Source organism: Acinetobacter sp. SK-43, assembly GCF_015351505.1.
In the GTDB taxonomy this organism is placed as follows: Bacteria; Pseudomonadota; Gammaproteobacteria; order Pseudomonadales; family Moraxellaceae; genus Acinetobacter; species Acinetobacter junii.
Genome location: NZ_JADKPY010000007.1, coordinates 62,992 through 81,341 on the forward strand (window position 1 = coordinate 62,992; position 18,350 = coordinate 81,341).

The window sequence follows — 18,350 nt, forward strand, 5'->3', positions numbered from 1 at the left end:
CCAATTCACCCTGTTTAAACATGACTTGTAAATTACGGATTAAACATATTTAACCCATATATTATTTCACTTTACTCATTCAATTTATGGTATGTAATTATCAATTAACCACTGTAATACAATGAGTTTAAATCGATCAGATTGAGATTATATGACAGCAAAAAATAGTCTTATTGATTATTTTTCAACCTAACCAATGTAGTACATTAAGATTATTAAGAAGCCTTAAAAACGCCACATTGACTAAAATTCACCCACATATCTCAAAATGCTCCAATACTGATTCTTTATATGCTTACACTTGTAATAACACAGCTACGCTTTATTACAAACAAACGGGCGTAATATAGCAGATTTTTACTCCCCCCCCTATAGGAATTGTATGATTATGTTTAACAATACATTTTCTCTAAGTTAAAATATAAATCGTTATACCTCTTAAGACATCTCCTTAAAATTTATTTAGATAAACTAAACATACAAACCTAAATGATTCTTCGATGTTTTTTTAATATTTTTAAGCTAGAATTAGCGTAAATCTAAAGATATGTTGTTGTGCAACAACAGTTATAATTATTCAAGGGTCAAGTGTGAAGCATTACCAACTTTTTTCCATTCTTGCGATTAGTATTAGTGCTACAGGCTGTGCTGTTACTTCTGGCTTACAAACATATGATATCCCTAGTGAAGGTGTTTACACAACTGATCTGGGGACTGATGTTAATGTTATTAAAATTACGCAGGAAAACTTACCAGCCATTCAGCCCGCTCAAATCGACTATCGAAATAATTACGCGGCTCTATTTAAACAACAGCAACAAGCCTATCGCCTGAGTTCTGGAGATGTGCTCTCAATTCAACTATGGGCCTATCCAGAAATTACCCCACCCGTAAACAACTTAACCAACGATCAATCAATTCAAGCGAATGGATACCCAATTGATTATAATGGTTATGTACAAATTCCATTAGTTGGCCGCTACAAAGCCGCAGGTAAAACATTAGCCCAACTCAATACAGACTTACGTAAGCAATTCGCACGTTATCTAAAAAACCCCGATGTCATCGTAAGGATATTGTCTTATCAAGGACAGCGCTATTCGGTCCAAGGTAGTGTCATCAAGGGCGGTCAATTCTTTTTGAATGATCAACCAATTAGTATTTATACTGCTTTAGGTATGGCTGGCGGTGTCACAGATAAAGGCGATAATACCTTTATCCAGCTCATTCGTAATGGAATCACTTATGATCTCAATACCATCGCATTAGAAAAGGCAGGCTACTCATTACATAAATTATTGGTCCAGCCTAACGATACGATTTATGTAAGCACTAAAGAAAATCAAAAAATTTATGTGATGGGTGAGTCTGGTAAAAATCAAGCTTTACCAATGCGAGATCAAGGAATGACCTTAAGTGATGCTTTGGGTGAAAGCTTAGGTCTCAATCCTCTTTCAGCCAGTGCCAGTCGGATTTATGTACTCCGTACCAATCCAAATGATCGTCATACTGAACTCTATCACTTAAATTTAATGAGCCTAGGTGATTTTGGTCTCGCCAATCAGTTTAGACTGCGTAGTAATGATATTGTCTATGTCGACGCAACAGGCTTAACTCGCTGGCAGCGTGTTATCAATCAAGTCATCCCTTTCTCTAGCGCACTCTATAACATTGATCGTTTAGGACAGTAATCTAAATGAAGATCCAAAATATTTTGGTAGTTTGCGTGGGTAATATCTGTAGAAGCCCTATGGCTGAATACTTATTAAAACAACAGCATCCTAATTTACATATTGAATCCGCTGGGATTTCTGGGCTTGTTGGACACTCAGCTGATGATAAAGCGCAAATATGTATGCATAGACTTAATATCGATATGAGTGCTCATATTGCAAAAAAACTAAATGCTGAATTGATCAAGAAAGCTGACTTAATCTTAGTAATGAGTAATAATCAGCAACGTCACCTTGAACAGACATGGCCATTTTCTAAAGGTAAGGTTTTTAGATTAGGACATTGGCAAAATAAAAACGTATCTGATCCATATCAACATGATCAAAAGTTTTTTGATGATACATGCGAACTGATCCAACAGTGTGTTACTGATTGGAAGAAATATATTTAACTTTTTAGATTTAAGATTATGAGTCAAAATACGAATACCGAAGACACAATTGACCTGAAAGAGCTTTTCTTTGCTTTAGTAGCACAATGGAAACTTATTGCTTTATGTATCATATTAAGCTTAGCTTGTGCATTGCTTTATCTCAGAGTAACACCTGATACTTATTCAGTAGATGCACTTGTACAAGTAGAAGATAGTAAAGGTGCTTCAGCTGCACTATTAGGTGATCTTTCGCAAATGATTGATCAAAAATCACCAGCTCAATCCGAAATCGAAATTTTAAAATCTCGATTGGTTTTAGGCTCAGTAATTCAAGCTCTTCATCTAAATCTAAATGTTTCCATCACAGAAGATACTTTCTCTCATCGTTTATTCAATAAAGTGAATTACACCACAGAATACACACCGAGAGCCGTCATTTTTAATGATGAAGAGAAATCTTTTGATATCAGGCAGTTTGATATTCCAAGCTATTATTTGGATAAAAAACTTAGTTTGAATTTTAAAAATAATAACTTTAGTCTTACTGATCTTAATACAGATGAGATTATTCTAACTGCCCCACTGAATCAATTAAATCAAATTAACACTAAATATGGTTTGTGGAAACTTGCAATTTTCACAAATGATACATTTGATACTGATTATTTCGTACAAAAGAACTCTTTACCTGCCGCAGTCAAAAATATTCTTTCCAATTATTCAGTCGCTGAAAGAGGAAAATTAACTGGTATTTTAGGCTTAAATTATCAGGGTCAAGATAAAGAACATATCACAAAAGTCCTAAATGCTATTTTGTCAGCATACAGTGCGCAAAATGTAGCTCGTCGTTCAGCGGAAACAGCTCAAACTCTCAAATTCTTGGATGAACAACTCCCTGATTTGAAAAAACAACTTGATGATGCTGAACGTCTCTTCAATAAATTTCGTCAGCAATACAATACGGTTGATGTCACTAAAGAATCAGAGCTTTATTTAACTCAAAGTATTACCTTGGAAACTAAGAAAATTGAGTTACAACAACAACAAGCCGATCTTGCAGCAAAGTACACAGCTGAACATCCCGCAATGCGTGAGATTAATGCTCAAATCGGTGCTATTGACAAGCAAATTACTGAATTAAATAGTACCTTAAAACAATTACCTGATATTCAACGCCAATACTTACAACTTTTTCGTGAAGTTGAAGTTAAGACCCAACTCTATACAGCATTATTAAACTCATATCAGCAATTACGTATCGCGAAAGCTGGCGAAATTGGTAATGTTCGTATTGTTGATACTGCCGTTGAACCAGTAGAACCTATTAAACCTAAAAAATTACAAATCCTAATCCTTGCTATTTTCCTTGGTGGCTTCTTAGGAACTCTGCTTGCTCTACTAAGAAATATGCTACGTACTGGAGTCAAAGATTCAGCACAAATTGAACGCAAGTTCGATCTACCAGTGTATGCAACAGTACCAAGATCTCCTGTACAAGAAACTCGTATGAGTATCTTGAAAAAGAAAAAGACAATTCCTATCTTGGCTGTCAAGCATAACGATGATCTTGCAATTGAAAGTTTACGGAGCATTCGTACCGCTATTCATTTTGCGCTATCGAATGCAAAAAATAATATTATTATGGTTGCTGGTCCTGCCCCTGAAGTTGGTAAGTCTTTTATTTCAACAAACTTAGCAACGATTTTTGCTCAAGGTGATAAAAAAGTACTTCTGATCGATGCTGATATGCGTCGTGGTTATATGCACAAATACTTTGATGTTGAGGTCAAACCAGGTTTATCAGAGTTTCTTAGCAATCAAGTAGAATTGAGTCAAATTATTCACAATACACAAGTGAATGGTTTGAATGTGATTACACGTGGTAAAAGTCCAACCAATCCATCTGAAATCCTAAGTTCACAAAAATTCAAAACCTTGCTAGATGAATTAAGTACTCAATATGACCATATTATTATTGATACACCGCCTGTATTGGCTGTGACAGACGGTATCATTATTTCTCAATATGCTGGCGTAAACTTGTTAATTGCACGTTACTCGAAATCTCAAATGAAAGAGCTTGAACTCAGCTTAAATCGTTTCGAACAAGCTGGTGTGAAAGTCAATGGTTTCATCTTGAATGATATCCAACGCACAGCAGGTGCTGGTTATAGTTATAGCTATAACTATGCATATGCCTATAAAGCCCAAAAAGAAGATTAAGTTCTCTTTTCAAGCTTTAATCAAAGCCAAATCATTTGATTTGGCTTTTTTTAAACATAAATCTTATAAAAAAACCTACGCATTTTACAGCTGAGTTATTCATTGCTTAAGCTTAGACATGCTAAGATCATTGACATATTTTTATTTAGAATCTCACTTTTGGACATCTCATGAGTAAAGCTTTACCTCTCATTGCTGCAGTTGTGTTAGGCGGTGCGGCCCTAGTACCTGTTTATTATGCGACACAAAATCCAACCACTGAGTTTGGCGCGAAAGCTGATAAAAATGCAGCACCTGTTGCTAAGATCAGCTATGCTCTCGGTTATGAAGTTGCAAAACAAACTCCACCAGAGCTTGAAACGAATGCATTTATTACAGGTTTTCGTGATGCACATGCTCAGAAACCTGCAGCATACTCTGAGGAAGAATTACAAGCAGCATATGTAGAATTCCAAAAAGAGATGCAACAAAAGCAACAAGACGAAACCAAAAAAGTTGAGGCAAGCAACTCAAGTTTCTTAGCTGAAAATGCTAAAAAAGAAGGTGTTAAAACAACAGCATCTGGCTTGCAATACAAAATCACCAAAGAAGGAACTGGCAAACAACCTGTTGCAACTTCTGTCGTTAAAGTTCATTACAAAGGTCAATTAACTGACGGTAAAGTATTTGACAGCTCATACGATCGTGGTGAACCAATCGAGTTTCCATTAAATCAAGTCATTCCTGGCTGGACTGAAGGTCTACAACTCATGAAAGAAGGCGGTAAGGCAACGCTTTATATCCCTGCTAACTTAGGCTACGGTGAACAAGGCGTGCCAGGCTCTATCCCGCCAAATAGTACTTTGATTTTTGATGTCGAATTAATCGCTGTAAAATAATGATATAGGGAGAGCTTGTGCTCTCCTTTATTTTGGAAGAAAGAATGAAAAAACTTACACTTACTCTCATAACATTGATGATTGGAACGGTTCATGCAGCTCCTATCACCCTAAAAAGTCCACAAAAAGATCAATTGGGTTATAGCTACGGTTATTTAATGGGGAAAGGAAATACAGAAACGCTCAAAGACTTAAATATCGAAACCTTTGTGCTAGGGCTTGAAGATGCAATTAAGGGAAAACCAGCAACACTCAGTGATGAGCAAATGGCGACTGTTCTCAACCAATATAAAAAGCGACTTGAAGCCAAACAATTAGTTGAATTCCAAGAGCAGGCAGAAAAAAATGCTCAAGAAGGAAAAAACTTTCTAGCAGAAAATGCTAAAAAGCCAGATATCATCACAACAAAATCAGGTTTACAGTATCAAGTTCTTCAACAAGGTACTGGTAAATCGCCAAAGTTAACATCAACAGTAAAAGTTAATTACGAAGGTCGATTAATTGATGGAACTGTGTTTGATAGCTCGATTGCTCGTAACCATCCTGTTGAATTTAAACTGAATCAAGTCATTTCTGGCTGGACCGAAGGTGTCCAAACGATGAAAGAAGGTGGCAAAAGTCGTTTCTTTGTTCCATCTAACTTAGCATATGGTGACGTGGGTGCTGGAGATGCAATTGGACCGAACAGCACACTTATTTTTGATATTGAATTACTCGAAGTGAAATAGTAATAAACCCTCCTTGTTGGAGGGTTTATTTTTTAATGTTTCAAATGTCTTGGGCGAAAACCCGTGATTAGTAAACCGATAACATAAGCAGCGACACCCAATACACACAAGCCAACAACTTCTGCAATTCGCAACCACTGAGCGATATCACCTTGGTACCATGTTAAAGCATATGCAAGAGCAGCAATCATGGTCATGTTGGCAACTAAAAATTGAAAACCGAGCTTTTTCCAATGCGCCCCAAAACGATAGATATTTCGTTTGTGTAAATAAAAATACAGCATTCCAGCATTGACTAAAGCAGAGCCCGAAGAAGCGAGTGCTAAAGCCATATGCTCAGCATGCCAATCAATTAATTTAAAGAACCCAATAAATACAACGTTTAAAATCGCATTTGCAGCAACTGCCATGAGACCAACACGAACTGGTGTTTTGGTATCTTGTTGTGCATAAAAACCTGGTGCAAACACTTTAATCAACATAAATGAAATTACACCTGCACTCATGCATTGCAATGCAAGTGCCGTCATATGTGTATCTTCTAAAGTAAATTCGCCACGTTGGAATAAAGCTTGAATAATCGGTGTCGATAACATGAATAATGCAATACTTGCAGGAATACCGACTAACATAATGATCTTAGCAGCCCAATCAATCATGCTTTTAAATTTAGCTTGATCTTGCTCAGCGTGACGCGCAGATAGTGAAGGCAAAATAACTGTCCCGATCGCAACGCCAATGAGACCTAATGGCAGTTCAGTCATTCGTTCAGCACTGTATAACCACGACACTGAACCATCTTGCATGAACGATGCCCAAATCGTATTTAACAGTAAATTAATTTGTGTCACTGAAACACCGAATAATGCTGGCAACATTAGTTTTAAGATACGATCAACACCCTCATGCTTAAAATCAACTTTAGGTGGAATAAGTAAATTCTTTTTCCAAAGCTCAGGGATTTGTATCGCTAACTGTAAAACACCTGCAACAACCACAGCCCACCCCAATGCCATAATGGGTTCTGCCATATAAGGCGTTAACCACCATGCTCCTGCAATCATCGCAATATTCAAAAGCACAGGTGAAAATGCTGGCGATGCAAATGAGCCATAGCTATTTAAGATACTGCTCGCAAAAGCCGTCAACGACATGAACATTAAATAAGGAATCGTGAGGCGGAACATATCCACCGCTAAATCAAATTTCTCTGGATCGTTATGAAATCCTGGTGCATACAAATAAATAATCGCTGGTGCGGCAACCATCGCTACAAAAGTTAGCAATGACATAGCCGTCAGCAAACAACCAAACACTCGGCTAATCAGAATTTGTACTTCTGCATGTGTTTTACTAGTTTTATATTCGGTTAAAACAGGAATGAAAGCTTGAGAAAAAGCCCCTTCCGCAAATAAGCGTCGAAAAAAGTTTGGAATACGAAAGGCAACAACGAAAGTATCGAAATCTTTACCCGCACCAAATACATTTAATAGCACGATATCACGCACTAATCCCAAAACTCGAGATAACATCGTCATTGCACTGACAATAATAGTCGATCGCCACAATGCCATCGCATTCACCTACGGCTTATCTTTAAAAAGCGTTATTGTAATGAAACTCAAAATAGATTTCGTTGTGAAATCATAAATTGGCGGATATTTTTTTAAGTTAATTTGGCTTGTGATAGCGCTTTTCGGAATCTTTGCCAATCAAAATAAGGACCTGGATCTGTTTTCCGCATTGGTGCAATATCAGAATGCCCCGCGATATGATTCTGAATTTTTGGATAGCTTTTAGCTAGCATCAATACAACATCAACCAATGCTTGATACTGTGCGTCCTCGAAAGGAAGATCATCGCTGCCTTCCAACTCAATGCCGATTGAATAATCATTACATTCTTTGTGTGCTAGATAACTCGAACGTCCAGCATGCCACGAACGATCATTGAAATTTACAAATTGAATCACTTCACCAGTGCGCAAAATCAATAGATGTGCGGATACCTGCATGCCTTCAATAGTCTGAAAATAAGGATGAGTATTCCAATCTAACTTATTTTGAAAGAATTGCTGGATATAACCACCACCAAATTGAGAGGGTGGCAAACTGATGTTATGAATAACAATCAGTTGAATGTCAGCATCCACTGGACGTGCATTAAAATTTGGTGATGGAAGTTGCGTCGCACCTTCTAATACACCATTTCGAATTTGCGCAAATCTAGAACGTTGCATGGTTTATCAAATCGGCAATTTAATCTTTATCTTTGCCATTTTGACATGCTTTATGCGCAATAATCGAGATGAAATGCTTATTTTTTATGTTGAGGGTGCTAATATAACGCACTAGTTTTTTGGTCAACCTATACTGGAAATAGTATGAGCATTCCTCAATCTTTGCTTGAACAATCGATTCAAATTAATATTCAACAAGCATTACAGGAAGATATTGGGGACGGTGATATTACCGCAATGCTCACACCAGAAGATGAGCAAGCTACAGCAACGATTATCACTCGTGAAGACATGGTATTGGCTGGTCAACCTTGGGTTAATGCCTTAATCAAAGCTTATGATAAAGATGTTCAAATCACGTGGTTAAAGCAAGAAGGTGAACTTGTTCAAGCCAATGAAGCTTTTCTACAATTGGCAGGTTCAGCCCGTAGCTTACTGACTGTTGAGCGTCCTGCTTTGAATTTTGTGCAAACGCTTTCTGCTGTGGCGACCAAAACGGCAAATTACGTAAAACAATTGGATGGTTTAAACACTAAACTTTTGGATACACGCAAAACCTTACCAGGCTTACGCATTGCTCAAAAATATGCAGTGGCAATCGGTGGTGGTCAAAATCATCGTCTAGGTTTATTTGACGCTTTCCTAATTAAAGAAAATCACATTATGGCAGCAGGTGGTATTGCCCAAGCCATTACCAAAGCACATCAAATCGCACCAGGTAAACCAGTAGAAGTAGAAGTAGAGACTTGGGACGAACTGAATCAAGCACTCGAAGCTGGAGCTGATATCGTGATGTTAGATAATTTCAGCCAGCAGCAAATGATTGATGCAGTGAAGCATGTTGCAGGACGTTGTAAGTTAGAGGCTTCAGGCAATATTACTATTGAGAACTTACGCGAAGTTGCCACAACTGGCGTAGATTATATTTCAATGGGTGTACTGACTAAGGATGTGAGAGCTGTAGATTTATCTATGCGTTTTAATGCTTAAGCATCATCAACATCTTTTGTTTTTTTCTGAGTCGAAGCGTCATTAGATACTTCGACTTTTTCATTCCAAGCTGACTTAGCTTGTGTCGAATCAGTAGAGCGTGGATCAACAGCCATCAAAACAAAAGTCACTGCTGTTAAAAAAACGAGAAATACTTGAACCATTATTCCCCCTCCTTGTTATTTTCAATTTACGCAAGCGTACCAAACTAAGATGAGCTGAATAAGCGGGTATTGTTACCGTTTGAAAATTTATAATGCGTCTATGTAGAGATAGATATTCATTGATCATGTTTATTTTTATGTCGCTTAGAGATACATTGACCCATAAACTATTTTAAATCATAAAAAATGGAATCTATTTTCGAAGCCTTCTTTACTTTGCTTTTTCAAATCATCCGTTTTTTTCTGTATATCATTTTTGAAGTGATTATCGAAGGCTTAATTCGTGGCACTGGATATTGTGTTGTATCTGCTTATCGATTGAGACGTCACGTTGATATTGAGAGCACTGAGGTTTTAATTGTTGGTTTTATTACATGGGGCATGGTTATCTTTTTGGCTATTTATTATTTCCTTCTGATCTAATCTTAAATAAAAAAAAGGCGGTCTAAAAAAACCAGACCGCCCGCACTATCAACTGGAACTTACCAACCGAGTGCTTGCTGTTGCTTTTGAATCAATTCTGAGATTCCTTTTTCTGCAAGCTCTAACATGGCATTACACTGCTGGCGTGTGAACGGTTTGTCTTCTGCCGTTCCTTGAATTTCAATAAATTCACCTGCTTGTGTCATCACCACGTTTAAATCTGTTTGGCAATTTGAATCTTCTTCATAGCATAAATCTAGTAGGACTTCGTCTTGATACATTCCGACTGAGATCGCTGCCACTAACCCTTTTAATGGGTCATGTTTAATTTTCTTGTTGCTCAGCAATACATTCATTGCGTCTACCAATGCAACCGCTGCACCTGTGATTGCCGCAGTACGTGTACCACCATCCGCTTGGATCACATCACAGTCTATCGTAATCGTGTTTTCACCCAACTTCTTCAAGTCCACCATCGCACGAAGACTACGACCGATTAATCGTTGAATCTCTTGAGTACGACCCGTTTGCTTACCACGTGCTGCCTCACGATCACTACGCGTGTGCGTTGAGCGTGGCAACATGCCATATTCCGCAGTTACCCAACCTTGTCCCTGACCTTTCAAGAAACGAGGTACTGAATTATCAATGCTTGCTGTACACAACACTTTGGTGTGGCCAAATTCAACCAAAACTGAACCTTCAGCGTAACGGGTATAATTACGCGTAATCTTTACGTCACGTAACTGGTCTAATGCTCTTTGGTCAATACGCATAATGATTCCTTAAAACGATAGCACAACTATAATTGCACCATAGTATATCTCAATTACACGTACTTTCCCTTTTGCTTGTTGGTAAAGAGCATCGCTTAATGACTCAAACAATGCTCTATCTTAATTAAGCAGCTTTACCAAACATGCTTTTCACTGCGTCAACAAAGCTATCTTTGATCGCCACCAAACGGTCTACCACATTGTCAGGCAAAGAGTGAATCGCCAGACGTTTATACACACTCACAATTTGAGATCCAAACGGCGCTGTATTGTACTGTTGACCAAACTCTGCACAGACTGCACGTACTTTAGGAGCCATTTCTTGATAGCGGTTGGCAGGTACATCTGGGAACAAGTGATGTTCGATTTGATGACTCAAGTTGCCACTCAAGAAGTGCATGATTTTACCGCCAGTAAAGTTTGCTGAACCACGAATCTGACGCAAGTACCACTCTGCTTTGGTTTCATTATCAATATTGTCAGTGATAATTTCAGAGTCTTCTGTGAAGTGACCACAATAAATCACGGTCGATGCCCAGTAGTTACGAATCAAATTGGCAACAAAGTTACCCGCTAATACTGGCAAGAACATTGGGCCAGCAATCAATGGGAACAGCACATAATCTTTACCAAACTGACGTATCATCTTTTTACGTAGATTTTTGGATTCTACATACACTTCTTTCCAAGTTTTGGTGCCATCAAATAATACTTTTTCCATCTCTAGACGTTGTAAAGCCAATAGCCATTCAAAACCCGTAGATAATACAAAACCCGTTGGTACGTTAAACAAAAAGCGAGGTTCCCACTTTTGCTCACGACTCATACGCATCACGCCATAACCACTAATGTCATGATCCATGCCAACCACATTGGTATAGGTATGGTGCTTATAGTTATGGGTATATTTCCAGTCCTCACCAGTACACACGGTATCCCAATCATAGGTTGCACCGTTCAAGGTTGGATCGTTTAACCAGTCAAACTGACCGTGCATCACATTATGACCAAGTTCCATATTTTCAACAATTTTAGATACGCCTAGCATAACGGTACCTAATAACCATACAGGTGGAATCCAACCACCAAACATCAACATGCCGCGTGACGCAATTTCGGTGTAGCGTACAAAGTTACGTACTTTATAAATATAATCAGAATCTTCTTTGCCAATTTTAGCCATGGTTTCAGTACGGATGGCTTCAATCTTACGGCCAAACTCTTGTACTTCTTCTGGTGTTAATGCACGGCTTGTATTACCGCCAAATTTGATTGGAGGAATCGTTTTAGTCGGATTTACTGTCATCATGTTCATAATATTATTCTCTATCTGGTCAATATGAATTAAAGGTCAATCTCAACGGGACTCACCGCTTCACTCACACACAACTTAATTTGCACATTGTTTTGGTTATCGATTTCACCTGTAAGTAGATTTTTCACTGCACCGCTAACCTTGGTACAAACACAGGTATTACAAATCCCCATACGACAACCAAAAGATGGTTTCAAACCCGCAGCTTCAGCACTGGCCAATAGGTTGCCACGGCCTTCAAACTCTTGCATACTGCGGCGGAAATTGACTGGTTGGATTTGAGCATCCACATCCATCGTCACTGGCAAGAAGCTTTCTTGCGTTAAACGGTCTAACCAACCACGTTTCGCCCAGATTTGACGTGTCGCTTTCATCAACCCTGGAGCAGCACACACATAGGTTTGACGTTGAGCAGCATCAGCACACAAACGATCCAAAGTTTCTTCATCAAAATAAGCTGGTTGTTCAGCACTATCGACAATAATGTGTAGGTTAAAGTGCGCGTATTCTGCTGCCAGTGTTTCCAATTCAGTACGGAACGCTGGATCACGTGAGTAATAAATCAACGTTACAGGTTGATTTGAACGTGCTAAAGCCTGTTTCGCAATCGGAATAATCGGCGTAATACCACTACCTGCAGATACCAAAAGAATTGGTTGTTTACCTTCTTCTGTATCAAAGTCTTTTAGCGTAAATTCGCCCATCGCCTGAGTAATTTCAATCACATCACCAGCACGTGCGCTGTTAGCTAAATAGTTAGATACACGACCTTGTTTTTTTATACCCAATACCAATTTGTCGTGACTTGGTGAACTCACCAAGCTATACGCTCGTTGATGCAGCACACCATCAATACGAACCGTCACCATCACAAATTGACCAGGCTGATAGGTTGTAAATTTATTGTTACTGCTTAAAGTGACCTTGATCATTTCATCTGCAATGGGCTCAATCGCTTCGATTTTTGCCATAATGCGGCGCAAAGTCCACATCGGGTTAACCTTTGCAAGGATAAAATCAACAAAATCTTCACGAACCCAATGCGGTTGATAATTTAACTTAGCGTTCATACGTTCCTCGTTTTGTATCTGGCTATTTATATTGAGTGAACAAATGTTCATATAGTGAACATGTGTACACTATATTAATTTGTGTTCACTGAGTCAACACTTGTTCACTAATTTTTGGTTATTTTTAATACTTTTTTATAAATCGCTAAAATGACGAGAAAAAAATAATGGATTAATCAACAAATCTAGCCCTAACAAAACATGTTTCTATTCTCGCTTGGCAACTTCACTTCTTAACAGGCATTAAATGGTTATGAGAACAAAGAAAGTATTGGTATAAATTCTATTTGCAGCCTAGCTGCTCATTTTCTTGCTAGGCTTTAGACACCTCTCAGGACAAAGTTGCTTTGTTTAATCCTCGCTCAGGGCTAAAAAAATCATGTTTTTTTTGCTAGACTCTGCTGTATGAATTCAATGGATCTTTTTCATGTCGATTAGAGATGAACGAAAACAACAGAGCCGACAAGCTCTGCTTGATGCAGCACTCCATCTCAGTACTTCTGGACGCTCATTTAGTAGTATCAGTTTGCGTGAAGTGGCTCGCGAAGTTGGTTTAGTACCAACGGCGTTTTATCGTCATTTCCAAGACATGGAAGCGTTAGGGCAAGAACTCGTTGATCAAGTTTCTTTGCATCTCAAAAGCCTGATTCATCAACTGGGGCAAAGTTATTTACAACACAGCGGGTCTGCCAAAACACGAACCAGCATTGAGTTGTTTGTCCAAGCAGTAAATCATAGCCCTCAACAGTGGCAATTTATGATCGCTGAACGTTGGGGTGGTTCTGAAACAGTACGAATTGCGATTGCCCGTGAAATCGAATTTTTGATTGAAGATCTTGCCATTGACCTGTGCAAACTCGAAACCTTCAAACATATTAAAGAAGCCAAAGACCTCCAAGTCTTATCAACGATTTTGATTAATATGTCCTTTACATGGGCGATGACATGGATCAACTTACCCAAACAGTTCACGATTGATCATTTGTTAGAACAGCAAAATTTATTTATCGATAATGCAGCGACTCAAGTGCGCTTACTATTTCGTGGGATCTCAAACTGGGAACCTCAAAACGCTTGATCATATCAATATGAAAGGTTGATATATAAAAGCATTGCTAAGCGTTATGATGCATTAGACAATAGCGCGATGCCGTTTAGAACACTATGAGGAGCTTAAAAGCATCATGAATCCTGATCGTCATACTCAGTTCTTAATACGTAAAGAAAAAATTTTGCAGGTTGCGGAAAAGCTATTATTAGAAAACAACCAAGAAATGACCCTCGATGAACTGGTTGCCGAACTGGATATCGCTAAAGGCACCTTATATAAGCATTTCCGTAGCAAAAATGAATTGTTACTTGAACTGATCATTCAAAATGAAAAAGAAATTCTCAAGATTTCGGATCAGTACAATACAGATTTCAAAGAATATGCCCCTCGTTATATGCTGCATCATTTAACGGCGCCGAGTCGTACGATTCTTTTGCATCAGTTAGAAGAACATCTGACCATGACGGAGTCGAAACTCAAACATTTGTTTGATGAACTATACGCTGTTCGCCAACAACGTATTGTTTCACTCAAAGACATGACTGAAAAATATTTAAAATCACAGAACTACGATATGTCGATTCGAGACTATTTATCTTATATTTGGTCTCTGACTTATGGCGCAGCACTATTATTGAACTCAAGCTATTACCAACGTTCAATTGGCTCTCGCCAAAAACTGATTAATCTCTATGTCAGCCAAGCGCTATCTTTACCTACTCAAACGGTACAGATCGATCTAAAAGAATTTCAGCTCGATGAAAACGCTTAAATAAAAAAAGGACTGTCATCACAGTCCTTTTTTTATGATCGAAGCATGCCAATTATTTAGCTTTACGCTCTTTCTCAAGTAGGAAGTCAACGACTTGAGTCACTTTAGCATCTTCACCTTGCACCACATATTTGCCATTTACTACAACTGCTGGAACACCCGTCAACTGATATTGTTGAGCTAATTTGTTAGATTCAGCAATTTTTGCAGTAATTGGGAATGAATTGAACATACTGTTAAATTTCTGTTCTGGCACACCATAACGTGCAAAGAATTTTGCTTGAGAAGCTTGGTCAAAGATTTGTTGACCACCTTCATGAATCGCATGGAACAATGGAATATGGGTTTTCTTGCGTACGCCAAGCGCTTCAGAAACGTAGTAACCACGTGCGCCCTGCTCCCATACTTTATTCATCGCAGCAGGTGTACGTAAGAAATAAACATCACTTGGAATCTTCTTTAACCACGTTTGCATATGTGGCTCAAGTTTGAAGCAATGTGGACATCCGTACCAAAAGAATTCACGTACTTCGAGTTTGCCTGCTGGTGCAGCGGTCTTCACTGGATTCGCAACCACAGTATAATCTTTACCAGCAACAAAATTAGCCGCCATAGCATTCATTGAAAACGCCATTGCAACCGCACTTAAACCACCTAATACTAACTTTTTCATTGAGTTTGCTTTTCCTCTAAGCATTTTTCGTAAGTTTATATGCTAAATATAAATCAAACACGATCAATTCGTTTTGCTTCTGTGAAGTTTTTTATAGGATTTATCGCTTTTTTTTCAAGAATCGCTACACTAGACCTAGATCATTATGCCAATAAATAGAGGTGACACCATGTCGCAATTGAATGTTGACCCACAAGAAATCGCAAAATTTGAAGCACTGGCTGCCAAATGGTGGGATCAACATTCTGAATTCCGCCCACTCCATCAAATTAACCCATTACGTTTAAACTGGATTGATGAGCGTGTAGGTGGATTGGCAGGCAAGAAAGTTTTGGATGTCGGATGCGGTGGTGGCATTCTCGCAGAAAGCATGGCACGCCGTGGTGCAGATGTTCTCGGTATTGATATGGGCGAAGCCCCGCTCGCGGTCGGTCGTCTACACGCACAACAAGAAAATGTACAAAACATTGAATATCGCCAAATCCCTGTTGAGCAGCTTGCGCTAGAGCAAGCAGGTCAATACGATGTTGTCACATGCATGGAAATGATGGAGCACGTGCCTGATCCAGCTTCGATTGTAAAAGCATGTCAAAGTTTGGTGAAACCAGGCGGTCATGTATTCTTTTCAACGATCAACCGTAATCCTAAATCGTATTTGTTTGCGATCATTGGCGCTGAGTACGTGTTACGTTTACTACCAAAAGGCACGCACGATTATCATAAATTCATTCGCCCATCTGAAATGGCGCATGATATTCGCAACGCTGGTCTTAGCTTAAAAGAAATGATTGGTCTTCACTATAATCCAATCACCAAACACTATTGGTTAGCCCCAAATGTCGATGTGAATTATATGGTTCATACTACCAATACAGGTGCCTAATGAAAGCGGTATTATTCGATCTTGATGGAACGCTCATAGACACTGCGGCTGACTTTATTCGCATCATTCAACAGATGTGTCGTGATGAACAACGTCCAGTTGTTGATGCAGAGTTAATTCGAACTCAAGTGTCAGAAGGCGCTCGAGCCATGGTGAAATTGGTTTATCCAGAGTTAGACGTGACTGATCCTGTGTTTCTCGCTCATCGCCAACGCTTTTTAGATGTATATGGTGAAAATATCGTTGTAGATACAGACCTTTTTAATGGTATGTACCCTTTACTCGAAGAGCTAGAAGCAAAACAAATTCCATGGGGTATCGTAACCAACAAACCACGTGGTCTGAGTGAGTCATTGCTTAAAGAGTTAAATCTCAGCTCACGTTGTTCAGTCTTGGTTTGCCCCGAAGATGTTCGAAATACTAAACCAGATCCTGAACCGATGTATTTGGCTGCAAAACAACTTCAAATTGCTGCCGAAGAAATCATCTATGTTGGTGACCATCCTCGTGATATCGATGCAGGTCGTAATGCGAGTATGTATACGATTTTGGCAGCGTATGGTTATTTACCAATTGAATCACGTGACGACCTTGATGCGTGGAATGCAGATGCGATTATCCAAACAGTTCCGGAATTACATGAATTGCTCAAACAGAAAATCACTGTTTTGTCAGAAAATCAGCGTATGATGGGTTAAGCATTAAAGATAATTATAGGAGGCATAACAATGAAATATTCAGAATATCAACCTCGTCCTGATCTATTAAAAGACCGCATTATTCTGATTACAGGTGCGGGTGATGGAATTGGGCGTGCGGCTGCTATTAGTTATGCCTTGCATGGCGCTACCGTCGTATTACATGGTCGCACACTGAATAAGCTTGAAGTTATTTATGATGAAATTGAGGGCTTAGGTGCACCTCAACCTGCAATTTTACCTTTACAGCTGTCTACCGCATCAAGCCATGACTATGAGCTATTGGTCGACACACTCGAGCAACAGTTTGGTCGTTTAGACGGTATTTTACATAATGCAGGCATGTTAGGTGATCGCGTCGAATTAGCACATTATCCTGTAGATGTTTGGGATGATGTTATGGCCGTTAATCTAAGAGCGCCTTTTGCATTAACTCAAGCATTATTACCTTTACTCGAAAAGTCTGATCGCGCTTCAGTTGTATTTACCAGTTCAAGTGTAGGTCGAGAAGCTCGTGCATTGTGGGGGGCTTACTCCGTTTCAAAAGTCGCGATTGAAGCGATGAGTAAAATTTTTGCAGCTGAAAACACGTATCCGAATATTCGATTCAACTGCATCAATCCTGGTGGGACGCGAACAGCCATGCGAGCAAAAGCCTATCCTGAAGAGGATCCAAAGGTTTTACCAACACCGGATAGCATCATGCCTGCCTATTTATATTTGATGGGTGATGACAGTTTAGAAATGAATGGTCAAAGCATAGATGCTCAAAGCTAGAATGATAAAAATTCTAATGGATGAGTGAGAGAGGCTGCTGAAGGAATCTTCATAGTTTTAAACGAATCATGAATTGATCTTCACAGTTTCTCTGCATTTTTAAGTTACAGTTTTCACATGAGAGACATCCGAAGTCACTAAGGTGCATCATGAAAAAAATTTTCATTATCTTTGTTTTAGGTTCAACCGCTGTATTCAGTAGTATGAACAGCATCGCAGGTCCACACTTTGATCGGGGAGAAGACTCGCGAGGTGGTTGGCAAGGTCGTGGTTTAGATAACTCGGATAATGAAAATCGTATGCGTGAACGTCGTATGCGCGAAGAACGTGGTGTTGAACGTTTGAAACAACATCGCTGGCAAGCAGGTTATGTGATGCCTCAACATTATCGAGGTAATGGTTATAAAGTCGATTATAAACAAAATAATCTTCCGAAACCGGGTCGAAATGAACAATGGTATAAAATCAATAATGACTACATTCTAGTCAATTCCGATGATAATAGTATTATACGTATTGTCGGTTTCTAAACCTTTGAAACCTCAGTTGAGCAATTTAAATTCGCCACAACGGTACTAAGAGA

General features: G+C 38.9%; 19 protein-coding genes. 12 read left to right on the forward strand and 7 right to left on the reverse strand.

What is annotated here, in order from left to right:
• Positions 1-590 precede the first annotated feature (590 nt).
• The 5 genes from IRT38_RS02740 to IRT38_RS02760 all read left to right on the forward strand — a co-directional run bounded on the left by IRT38_RS02740 (position 591) and on the right by IRT38_RS02760 (position 5,936).
• The gene (locus tag IRT38_RS02740) at positions 591-1,691 is read left to right on the forward strand and encodes a polysaccharide biosynthesis/export family protein (RefSeq protein WP_112987035.1); all 1,101 of its coding nucleotides are present in this window, start codon (positions 591-593) and stop codon (positions 1,689-1,691) included.
• A gap of 5 nt (positions 1,692-1,696) precedes the next feature.
• Entirely contained in the window at positions 1,697-2,125 is a 429-nt protein-coding gene (locus IRT38_RS02745; protein WP_194596899.1) for a low molecular weight protein-tyrosine-phosphatase, read from the forward strand.
• A gap of 18 nt (positions 2,126-2,143) precedes the next feature.
• Complete coding sequence (locus IRT38_RS02750; RefSeq protein WP_194596900.1) at positions 2,144-4,330, forward strand: polysaccharide biosynthesis tyrosine autokinase; 2,187 nt, start codon at positions 2,144-2,146, stop codon at positions 4,328-4,330.
• Positions 4,331-4,500: 170 nt separating this feature from the next.
• Positions 4,501-5,208, forward strand: a complete 708-nt coding sequence (locus tag IRT38_RS02755) for an FKBP-type peptidyl-prolyl cis-trans isomerase (protein ID WP_125318363.1) — start codon at positions 4,501-4,503, stop codon at positions 5,206-5,208.
• 44 nt (positions 5,209-5,252) lie between these two features.
• The gene (locus IRT38_RS02760; RefSeq protein WP_194596901.1) at positions 5,253-5,936 is read left to right on the forward strand and encodes an FKBP-type peptidyl-prolyl cis-trans isomerase; all 684 of its coding nucleotides are present in this window, start codon (positions 5,253-5,255) and stop codon (positions 5,934-5,936) included.
• Positions 5,937-5,968: 32 nt separating this feature from the next.
• Here the strand turns inward: IRT38_RS02760 and murJ are convergent, their stop codons facing one another.
• Entirely contained in the window at positions 5,969-7,519 is a 1,551-nt protein-coding gene (gene murJ / locus IRT38_RS02765) for a murein biosynthesis integral membrane protein MurJ (protein WP_171457175.1), read from the reverse strand.
• A gap of 83 nt (positions 7,520-7,602) precedes the next feature.
• Entirely contained in the window at positions 7,603-8,175 is a 573-nt protein-coding gene (ampD, locus tag IRT38_RS02770; protein ID WP_125318361.1) for a 1,6-anhydro-N-acetylmuramyl-L-alanine amidase AmpD, read from the reverse strand.
• A 144-nt stretch (positions 8,176-8,319) separates the two neighbouring features.
• Here ampD and nadC point away from each other — a divergent pair, with 144 nt between their 5' ends.
• Positions 8,320-9,165: a carboxylating nicotinate-nucleotide diphosphorylase gene (gene nadC / locus IRT38_RS02775; RefSeq protein ID WP_194596902.1), complete on the forward strand. Its 846-nt coding sequence runs from the start codon at positions 8,320-8,322 to the stop codon at positions 9,163-9,165.
• On the opposite strand, the gene IRT38_RS02780 is transcribed toward nadC, so the two are convergent.
• From IRT38_RS02780 to IRT38_RS02795, 4 genes are all read right to left on the reverse strand, one after another.
• Positions 9,162-9,329, reverse strand: coding sequence for a hypothetical protein (locus tag IRT38_RS02780; RefSeq protein ID WP_194596903.1), 168 nt, complete (start codon positions 9,327-9,329; stop codon positions 9,162-9,164). The two genes, nadC and IRT38_RS02780, sit on opposite strands and share 4 nt — an antisense overlap.
• 482 nt (positions 9,330-9,811) lie before the next feature.
• Positions 9,812-10,528 (reverse strand): ribonuclease PH, encoded by a 717-nt coding sequence (gene rph / locus IRT38_RS02785; RefSeq protein WP_004907303.1) that lies wholly within the window; start codon positions 10,526-10,528, stop codon positions 9,812-9,814.
• 124 nt (positions 10,529-10,652) lie between these two features.
• Positions 10,653-11,843, reverse strand: coding sequence for a fatty acid desaturase family protein (locus IRT38_RS02790; RefSeq protein ID WP_194596904.1), 1,191 nt, complete (start codon positions 11,841-11,843; stop codon positions 10,653-10,655).
• A gap of 29 nt (positions 11,844-11,872) precedes the next feature.
• Positions 11,873-12,913 carry a ferredoxin reductase gene (locus IRT38_RS02795; protein WP_136700110.1) on the reverse strand — a complete coding sequence of 347 codons (1,041 nt, stop codon included), beginning with the start codon at positions 12,911-12,913 and terminating at the stop codon, positions 11,873-11,875.
• Positions 12,914-13,340: 427 nt separating this feature from the next.
• On the opposite strand from IRT38_RS02795, the gene IRT38_RS02800 reads away from it, so the two are divergent.
• Both IRT38_RS02800 and IRT38_RS02805 read left to right on the forward strand, forming a co-directional pair.
• The gene (locus tag IRT38_RS02800) at positions 13,341-13,991 is read left to right on the forward strand and encodes a TetR family transcriptional regulator (RefSeq protein WP_004956897.1); all 651 of its coding nucleotides are present in this window, start codon (positions 13,341-13,343) and stop codon (positions 13,989-13,991) included.
• 106 nt (positions 13,992-14,097) lie between these two features.
• Positions 14,098-14,736 carry a TetR/AcrR family transcriptional regulator gene (locus IRT38_RS02805; protein WP_004907310.1) on the forward strand — a complete coding sequence of 213 codons (639 nt, stop codon included), beginning with the start codon at positions 14,098-14,100 and terminating at the stop codon, positions 14,734-14,736.
• Positions 14,737-14,788: 52 nt separating this feature from the next.
• Here IRT38_RS02805 and IRT38_RS02810 read toward each other — a convergent pair whose 3' ends face one another.
• Positions 14,789-15,409 carry a thiol:disulfide interchange protein DsbA/DsbL gene (locus IRT38_RS02810; RefSeq protein WP_004907312.1) on the reverse strand — a complete coding sequence of 207 codons (621 nt, stop codon included), beginning with the start codon at positions 15,407-15,409 and terminating at the stop codon, positions 14,789-14,791.
• Positions 15,410-15,578: 169 nt separating this feature from the next.
• Between IRT38_RS02810 and ubiG the strand changes: the two genes are divergently transcribed.
• The 4 genes from ubiG to IRT38_RS02830 all read left to right on the forward strand — a co-directional run bounded on the left by ubiG (position 15,579) and on the right by IRT38_RS02830 (position 18,297).
• Positions 15,579-16,292: a bifunctional 2-polyprenyl-6-hydroxyphenol methylase/3-demethylubiquinol 3-O-methyltransferase UbiG gene (gene ubiG, locus IRT38_RS02815; protein WP_004907314.1), complete on the forward strand. Its 714-nt coding sequence runs from the start codon at positions 15,579-15,581 to the stop codon at positions 16,290-16,292.
• Positions 16,292-16,990, forward strand: a complete 699-nt coding sequence (locus IRT38_RS02820) for an HAD family hydrolase (RefSeq protein ID WP_075695949.1) — start codon at positions 16,292-16,294, stop codon at positions 16,988-16,990. The genes ubiG and IRT38_RS02820 overlap by 1 nt, the downstream gene beginning before the upstream one ends.
• Positions 16,991-17,020: 30 nt before the next feature.
• Positions 17,021-17,767 (forward strand): YciK family oxidoreductase, encoded by a 747-nt coding sequence (locus tag IRT38_RS02825; protein ID WP_004907319.1) that lies wholly within the window; start codon positions 17,021-17,023, stop codon positions 17,765-17,767.
• A 149-nt stretch (positions 17,768-17,916) separates the two neighbouring features.
• Positions 17,917-18,297 carry an RcnB family protein gene (locus IRT38_RS02830; RefSeq protein ID WP_194596905.1) on the forward strand — a complete coding sequence of 127 codons (381 nt, stop codon included), beginning with the start codon at positions 17,917-17,919 and terminating at the stop codon, positions 18,295-18,297.
• Positions 18,298-18,350: the final 53 nt, after the last annotated feature.

Excerpts from the sequence above, each read along its gene's own strand:
- IRT38_RS02810 (WP_004907312.1), bottom strand. The coding sequence starts at position 15,409 with ATGAAAAAGTTAGTATTAGGTGGTTTAAGTGCGGTTGCAATGGCGTTT.
- IRT38_RS02750 (WP_194596900.1), top strand. The coding sequence starts at position 2,144 with ATGAGTCAAAATACGAATACCGAAGACACAATTGACCTGAAAGAGCTT.
- IRT38_RS02780 (WP_194596903.1), bottom strand. The coding sequence starts at position 9,329 with ATGGTTCAAGTATTTCTCGTTTTTTTAACAGCAGTGACTTTTGTTTTG.
- IRT38_RS02760 (WP_194596901.1), top strand. The coding sequence starts at position 5,253 with ATGAAAAAACTTACACTTACTCTCATAACATTGATGATTGGAACGGTT.
- nadC (WP_194596902.1), top strand. The coding sequence starts at position 8,320 with ATGAGCATTCCTCAATCTTTGCTTGAACAATCGATTCAAATTAATATT.
- IRT38_RS02825 (WP_004907319.1), top strand. The coding sequence starts at position 17,021 with ATGAAATATTCAGAATATCAACCTCGTCCTGATCTATTAAAAGACCGC.
- ampD (WP_125318361.1), bottom strand. The coding sequence starts at position 8,175 with ATGCAACGTTCTAGATTTGCGCAAATTCGAAATGGTGTATTAGAAGGT.
- IRT38_RS02805 (WP_004907310.1), top strand. The coding sequence starts at position 14,098 with ATGAATCCTGATCGTCATACTCAGTTCTTAATACGTAAAGAAAAAATT.
- IRT38_RS02830 (WP_194596905.1), top strand. The coding sequence starts at position 17,917 with ATGAAAAAAATTTTCATTATCTTTGTTTTAGGTTCAACCGCTGTATTC.
- IRT38_RS02790 (WP_194596904.1), bottom strand. The coding sequence starts at position 11,843 with ATGAACATGATGACAGTAAATCCGACTAAAACGATTCCTCCAATCAAA.
- IRT38_RS02820 (WP_075695949.1), top strand. The coding sequence starts at position 16,292 with ATGAAAGCGGTATTATTCGATCTTGATGGAACGCTCATAGACACTGCG.
- ubiG (WP_004907314.1), top strand. The coding sequence starts at position 15,579 with ATGTCGCAATTGAATGTTGACCCACAAGAAATCGCAAAATTTGAAGCA.
- IRT38_RS02800 (WP_004956897.1), top strand. The coding sequence starts at position 13,341 with ATGTCGATTAGAGATGAACGAAAACAACAGAGCCGACAAGCTCTGCTT.
- IRT38_RS02755 (WP_125318363.1), top strand. The coding sequence starts at position 4,501 with ATGAGTAAAGCTTTACCTCTCATTGCTGCAGTTGTGTTAGGCGGTGCG.
- rph (WP_004907303.1), bottom strand. The coding sequence starts at position 10,528 with ATGCGTATTGACCAAAGAGCATTAGACCAGTTACGTGACGTAAAGATT.
- IRT38_RS02745 (WP_194596899.1), top strand. The coding sequence starts at position 1,697 with ATGAAGATCCAAAATATTTTGGTAGTTTGCGTGGGTAATATCTGTAGA.
- IRT38_RS02795 (WP_136700110.1), bottom strand. The coding sequence starts at position 12,913 with ATGAACGCTAAGTTAAATTATCAACCGCATTGGGTTCGTGAAGATTTT.